We start from the raw sequence: 6,000 nt of genomic DNA on the forward strand, positions 1-6,000 counted from the left end.
TGGAATCGGGCACCCCGGTGACTGCAGCCGACCGCACCGGGTCCTGTCGGGCGTCAGGGGCGAACCGAGACGGGAACGGCAGGCTCGGCGCCACTGCCGGTCTGCCCCTGGGGGTCGGTGCTGTCGGTGTCGTTGTCGGGGGAGCGGTCCTTGTGCCCGGTGAAGACGATGTAGTGGTAGAAGACGAATCGGAATGCCGTCCCCAGGCCGAAGCCGACGACGTAGGCCGCGATGTTGTCCGCCAGCGGCGAGGTCAGCCCCAGGACGTGGTGGGTGAAGAGCAGGCACAGCTGCGTGATGGCGATGCCGCCCAGGTTGGCCAGGACGAACAAGGTGGCCTCGCGGGCGACGTTCTTCTGGGTGCGCCCCCGGTAGGTCCAGTAGCGGTTCGCGATCCATGAGAAGACGGTCGCGATCGAGGACGCCATCAGCTGAGCGGAGTTCGGGTGGCCGGAGAGGAAACCGGTGGGGCCGTGCTGGAACAGGTTGAACAGGCCGACGTCGATCACGTAGGCCGCAGCGCCCACCATGCCGAACTGCATGAACTCCTTGACGAGGGCGATGAGCCTCTGCATCAAGGAATTGCCGGAGGAGTGCGTCATGGCGGGCATCCTATGCCGATCTCAGCCAGGTCACGCAAGCCGAGTCCGCTCACGGAACCCAGTGAACACTGACACTGCCCAGGTTCCACACCCAGGAGACCCACAGCAGCTGGCCGGAGACGCAGGCCGTCAGCAGTGCCAGTCGCCTGCGGGTGGTGCCGGCCGCTGCGGCCAGCGCCCAGCCTGCCGGGGCCAGGGGCAGCAGGAGACGCAGCACCGACGTCGTCGGGTCGAAGAAGACCAGGAGGTAGAGCAGGTAGCCCAGGCACCAGAACCAGACTGCAGGGCCCAGGGCCCGCAGTCCCGGGGCGCTCAGCAGCAGACCCACCGCAGCCAGCACGACGGCCAGCAGGGCCAGGCCCAGGTGCGGGCCCACCCAGTCGCCCAGGCGGATCGCCCACTGCACGACGGGTGCCAGGCCCGCGCCGCGCCAGGAGGTCTCAGTGGCGGTGTAGGCATCCTGTCGGCCGGTGACCAGCCAGGCGATGACCGGCCAGCTCAGGGCCGCCGAGCAGGTGACCAGTGCCAGCGCCAGTAGCCGTCGGCGCGCCCCTGGTGCCTGGGAGGAGTGGCCGGGCAGAAGGCGTGAGAACCAGGTCGGCGGGACCCATCCCCGGGCGCAGGCCACTTCCCAGACCCACCACAACCCCAGCGCCGCCCCCAGCGGAACACCAACGGGACGGGCGAAGCAGGCGGCCAGTGCCAGGGGGATCGCAGCCAGTGCCCGCCCACGGCTCGCCAACCACAGCGTCAGTCCCACCAGCACCAGTCCCAGGGACTCGGCGTAGGGAACCTGGAGAACCGCGGCGCACGGCGAGGACCAGACCAGTGCCACCGCCCACAGGGAGGTCTGCCTGCCCGTCAGCGGTGCGAGCCAGCGGTCCATGGCGACCGCCGCCCCCGACGAGGCCAGGATCGAGACGATGGTGGCGCGCACGTAGAAGGACCAGCCGGTCCAGCCCAGCAGGGAGGCCAGGGCGCTCAGCAGCGGCATGAAGGCCCAGGTGTTCTGGGCCACCCGCCCGTCGCCGCCCACGGGCAGCCGATCCGGGTAGCCCTCCTCAACGATCCGGTTGTACCAACCGGCGTCCCAGAAGCGCAGGTGCTCCTCCCAGGACGGTGCGGCCCCGGCCCACGGAGTGGCGGGCGTGTCCTGGGCGCCCAGCCGCAGGATGACGAAGGTCAGGGCGCTCGCCGTGGCCCAGACAATCAGGACCTGGAGCCAATGGTGCGGCCCCGAGGGGGCGCTGTGCGTCGGAGGCGAGGGCGGGGCCTGCTGGGCGGTGGGGGACTCTGAGACGGGTGGGGTCACGGTCCCCACCCTACGGTCTGGAACCGGGCGCGGTGGGGGAGGGCGGCAGGCGGGTAGCCTTGGGGGTGTGAGCGCACCCATCGTCGCCGTGATCGGAGGCGGGCAGCTGGCCCGCATGATGCAGGAGGAGGCCAGTGCTCTGGGTATTCACCTCAGGGCACTGGTGGAGGCCGCGGACGGGTCCACTGGACAAGTGACCCCGGACGCCCCCGTCGGAGCCGCCGACGACGAGGCGGCCGTGCGCGCCGTCGTTGCCGGGGATGGAACCCACGGGCTCGCAGGGGGGCCGGCCGCGGTCCTCACCTTCGAGCACGAGCACCAGGACTCGGCCCTCCTGGAGAGGCTCCAGTCCGAGGGAGTCAGTGTCCAGCCCACCCCGCGGGCCCTGACCCTGGCGCGTGACAAGCTCGCCATGCGGCGGATGATGAGCCGGGCCGGGCTCCCGCAGCCCGCCTGGGCGGAGGTCGGCGGGCCGCAGCAGGACAGCGCCGAGCAGATGACCGACGCCGTGGAGTCCTTCGCCAGTGAGCACGGATGGCCCGTGGTGCTCAAGACGCCGCGTGGAGGCTACGACGGCCACGGGGTCCTGCTGGTGCGCAGCGCCGAGTCCCTGCGCCAGGGCGAGGCGGCCGAGTGGATCGCCTCGGTGGCCCGTGCTCGCGCCGGTCAGGGCGACGGCCGTGGAACCGGCGGGGGAGGCAGCCTCGGAGGGGCGGCGGTGACCAGTCTCCTGGTGGAGCAGGCGATCCCCTTCACCCGTGAGCTCGCCGTCCTGCTGGCCCGCACCCCCAGCGGGCAGGTGGCGGTGTGGCCGGTGGCCCAGACGGTCCAGGAGGACGGCATGTGCGCTGAGGTCCTGGCACCGGCACCCGGTCTCGACTCGGCCGCCGTCGAGGAGGCCGAGCTCATCGGCCGCACGGTCGCCGAGTGCGCCGGGGTGACCGGGGTGCTCGCCGTCGAGCTCTTCGCCGTGGAGACCTTCGGGGAACCCACGCGCCTGTACGTCAACGAGCTGGCGATGCGGCCCCACAACTCCGGCCACTGGACCCAGGACGGGGCTGTCACCAGCCAGTTCGCCCAGCACCTGCGGGCGGTTCTCGACCTGCCGCTGGGGGCCACGGACGCCACGGCGCCCACCACCGTCATGGTCAACCTCATCGGCGGCCAGCGCGAGCCGGGGGCCGATGCCCTGGCCCGGGCCATGGCCGCGTACCCCGAGGCCCGCATCCACCTCTACGGCAAGCAGTGGCGAGCGGGCCGCAAGCTCGGGCACGTCACCATGACGGTTGGCCGGGGCAAGGAGGTCGCCGACGTCGTCGAGCAGGCGCGTGGGGCCGTCGCCGTCCTGCGCGGGGACGCCTGAGCCGGACGCATTCAGACCACGGCACGCAGGACACGGTAGAACAACACGGAACACAAGGAGGACATTCATGAGCGAGGTCAGCGCAACGACGACGGGCACGGCAGGAGCGGAGCAGCCGGTGGTCGGCATCGTCATGGGCTCGGACTCGGACTGGCCGGTCATGGGGGCCGCCGCCGAGGTCCTCGATGAGTTCAAGGTGCCCTATGAGGCCGATGTCGTCTCCGCCCACCGCATGCCCACCGAGATGATCGACTACGGGCGCGCTGCCGCGCAGAGGGGGCTGCGCGTCATCATCGCCGGCGCCGGGGGAGCGGCCCACCTGCCCGGGATGCTGGCGGCCGTCACCGAGGTGCCGGTCATCGGGGTGCCGGTGCCGCTGAAGTACCTCGACGGGATGGACTCCCTGCTGTCCATTGTGCAGATGCCCGCCGGGGTCCCGGTGGCCACCGTCTCCATCGGCGGGGCCCGCAACGCCGGGCTGCTGGCGGTGCGCATCCTCGCCTCCGGTCAGGGGCAGGAGGCCGCCCGCCTGGGCGCCGCCATGCGGGCCTTTCAGAAGGACCTCAGCGAGGCCGCCCACGCCAAGGGCGCCGCCCTGCGTGAACGCCGCGCTCAGGGGTGATATTCGGGGGCCTGCCGCCGAGGAGCTGGGCGGGTTCAGGCGCGGATGAGCCCGCCCACGATATTCACCACGACATGCACCACGGCACCGGGTACGAAGGTGTCGGTCTTGTGGCGCAGCCATCCCATCATCCACCCTGCGGCGAACTGCGCGGGCAGGAGCGGCCACAACCGTACATCGAGCAGCAGCAGGGGCACGTGCGGCACGAGGAAGATGGTGGCTTGGAGGAGGTTGCCCCATCTGAAGCCGAGCCGCCTCATGAGCACTCCACCGAGCAGCCCACGGAAGAAGACCTCCTCTCCGATGGCCCGAAGCGCAATTCCGATGGCCGTTCCCACTGAGGTGAGTCGAGCGAGGGACATCCCGGACGTCCCCTGCACATCGGCGGGAATGAGGGCAAGGGGGAGGCAGGCCGTCAGCATCATTAGGAGCAGAACGAGCAGCGCCCAGCTGTAGCTCGCGGGAGAACCCCAGGACACTCCCGCGCGAGCCAGTGCGGCCCTGAAACGCGACCTGCGATCCTGTCCGCCTGACTGTACGACGACGTAGACGATGGTCGGCAAACAGAACAGGACGAGCTCAGCCATACAGTCAGTCTACTTGCCGCCCGTATTGATTGGGCGAGAATTGGACTGCTGGGTGTTTTTCGGGCAGTGCTTGTTTTGTGTTTCAGGCTGCCTTAGTTAAGTCCAGGAACTCGAGTTCGACCTCGTTCGGGGTGCGGTACCCCAGGGCTGAGTGAAGGCGAACATGATTATATCTCAGCTCGATCCATGAGGCAATATCCTTGATCGCCTTGTCCTTCGTGGGGTACACCATCCGATGGACTCTCTCATTCTTCAGTGTGGCATTGAATGACTCCGCCCACGTATTGTCCCAGCACACCCCTGTACGCCCCACCGAGGGGCGAATGCCATATGACCTGAGGTGATCCAGGAACCTCTGAGACGTGTACTGACTACCTCGGTCTGAATGAAAGATCGTCACGCCCCTCTCAATCGGGCACCTACGTACCGCCATGTCAATGGCCTGGCACACCAGGGACGTGTGCATGCGGTCGCCCATCGCGTAACCCACAACCTTCTTAGTACAGCAGTCCAGAACGGTCGCGAGATCAATGAACCCAGCCCACGTCCTGACGTAGGAGGGGCACCTCCCGCTTGCGGGGGAATATCCCCGCACAGTTTCTTGCCGGGCTCATATGCGGCGGGAGTACCGCCTGAACAAGGTCCGGGCACTCGTCCAGGTTCTGGGCCAGCACCGTGGTTCGGACCTTTGCCCGTGGCCCGGCGGCCTGTAGTCCCAGGTCACGCATGATGGCGCGGATCGTGGAACCGCTGGCCCGCACACCACGCCGCTCCAGGACCACCTGAATCCGCCGGTACCCGGAGGTGCCCTCACGAGTCCCCCAAAAATGTCCCTGATCATGACGGTCGGCTCCTCCCTCCGAATGGCCGTCTGCGACTGGGGGAGGTCGCGCCAAGAATAGTGACTTGATTTTGACACCCTGGACCACCGGCACATTGAGGAGATGGAGTAGGAGCCTTCTTCACGGTTGATCAGCTCGTAACGGTCGGTCACGGTCGTTCCTTGGCGAAGAATGCGGCTGCTTTTTTCGGGAACTCATTCTCCTGACGCAGCTCACGAACCTCTGCTCTCAGTTTCGCTATCTCGGCTGACTCGGAGGCTTTCTTGCGGTCCTGGTCGGTGGCGTGCTCTTTCCTGTACCTGGCGACCCAGTTACCCACCGTCTGGGCTGCAAGACCGTATGAGGCGGCCACCGAGGCGATCGTGCGTTCCTTCTCGATGACCTCACGCACCACCTGCTCCTTGAACTCCTCGGAGTATCTCGCTGCCGGCATGGTCTCCATCCTATCGACTCAGGGGAAGAAAAACTCCCCCAGTCCGAGAAACACCACGCACCCCAGACCCCACCTGGCGGCCCATCGAGGGCACCATCACCACCACCGAGACCTCCACCCCTACGACCTGGTCCGCATCGTCACCTACCTCACCGACGACGCCGAAGAAGCCCAAGGCCACTAACCCCCACACCCAGCACACGCTCACACCTCAGGCCACCAGGCTCGCTCGGCGAGTG

General features: G+C 68.2%; 8 protein-coding genes and 1 pseudogene. 3 read left to right on the forward strand and 6 right to left on the reverse strand.

The window, feature by feature from the left end:
• Positions 1 to 53: 53 nt before the first annotated feature.
• Together BKH32_RS02540 and BKH32_RS02545 are read right to left on the reverse strand one after the other, a co-directional pair.
• The gene (locus BKH32_RS02540) at positions 54 to 611 is read right to left on the reverse strand and encodes a GtrA family protein (RefSeq protein ID WP_075248478.1); all 558 of its coding nucleotides are present in this window, start codon (positions 609 to 611) and stop codon (positions 54 to 56) included.
• A gap of 40 nt (positions 612 to 651) precedes the next feature.
• Positions 652 to 1,914 (reverse strand): hypothetical protein, encoded by a 1,263-nt coding sequence (locus tag BKH32_RS02545; protein WP_075248479.1) that lies wholly within the window; start codon positions 1,912 to 1,914, stop codon positions 652 to 654.
• A gap of 67 nt (positions 1,915 to 1,981) precedes the next feature.
• On the opposite strand from BKH32_RS02545, the gene BKH32_RS02550 reads away from it, so the two are divergent.
• Both BKH32_RS02550 and purE read left to right on the forward strand, forming a co-directional pair.
• Positions 1,982 to 3,277: a 5-(carboxyamino)imidazole ribonucleotide synthase gene (locus BKH32_RS02550; protein WP_075248480.1), complete on the forward strand. Its 1,296-nt coding sequence runs from the start codon at positions 1,982 to 1,984 to the stop codon at positions 3,275 to 3,277.
• Between the two features lie 67 nt (positions 3,278 to 3,344).
• Complete coding sequence (gene purE / locus BKH32_RS02555; protein ID WP_075248481.1) at positions 3,345 to 3,899, forward strand: 5-(carboxyamino)imidazole ribonucleotide mutase; 555 nt, start codon at positions 3,345 to 3,347, stop codon at positions 3,897 to 3,899.
• 35 nt (positions 3,900 to 3,934) lie between these two features.
• On the opposite strand, the gene BKH32_RS02560 is transcribed toward purE, so the two are convergent.
• From BKH32_RS02560 to BKH32_RS02570, 4 genes are all read right to left on the reverse strand, one after another.
• Positions 3,935 to 4,486 carry a CPBP family intramembrane glutamic endopeptidase gene (locus BKH32_RS02560; protein WP_075248482.1) on the reverse strand — a complete coding sequence of 184 codons (552 nt, stop codon included), beginning with the start codon at positions 4,484 to 4,486 and terminating at the stop codon, positions 3,935 to 3,937.
• Between the two features lie 82 nt (positions 4,487 to 4,568).
• Positions 4,569 to 5,081, reverse strand: a complete 513-nt coding sequence (locus tag BKH32_RS13160; RefSeq protein WP_081376662.1) for an IS3 family transposase — start codon at positions 5,079 to 5,081, stop codon at positions 4,569 to 4,571.
• Entirely contained in the window at positions 5,014 to 5,421 is a 408-nt protein-coding gene (locus BKH32_RS14680; protein WP_081376663.1) for an IS3 family transposase, read from the reverse strand. The genes BKH32_RS13160 and BKH32_RS14680 overlap by 68 nt, the downstream gene beginning before the upstream one ends.
• Before the next feature lie 55 nt (positions 5,422 to 5,476).
• Positions 5,477 to 5,761 carry a transposase gene (locus tag BKH32_RS02570; RefSeq protein WP_075248493.1) on the reverse strand — a complete coding sequence of 95 codons (285 nt, stop codon included), beginning with the start codon at positions 5,759 to 5,761 and terminating at the stop codon, positions 5,477 to 5,479.
• 74 nt (positions 5,762 to 5,835) lie between these two features.
• On the opposite strand from BKH32_RS02570, the pseudogene BKH32_RS14220 reads away from it, so the two are divergent.
• A pseudogene (locus BKH32_RS14220) lies at positions 5,836 to 5,945 on the forward strand (zinc transporter); the annotation flags it as partial.
• Positions 5,946 to 6,000: the final 55 nt, after the last annotated feature.

Source organism: Actinomyces oris (genome assembly GCF_001929375.1).
GTDB classification, from domain to species: Bacteria; Actinomycetota; Actinomycetes; order Actinomycetales; family Actinomycetaceae; genus Actinomyces; species Actinomyces oris_B.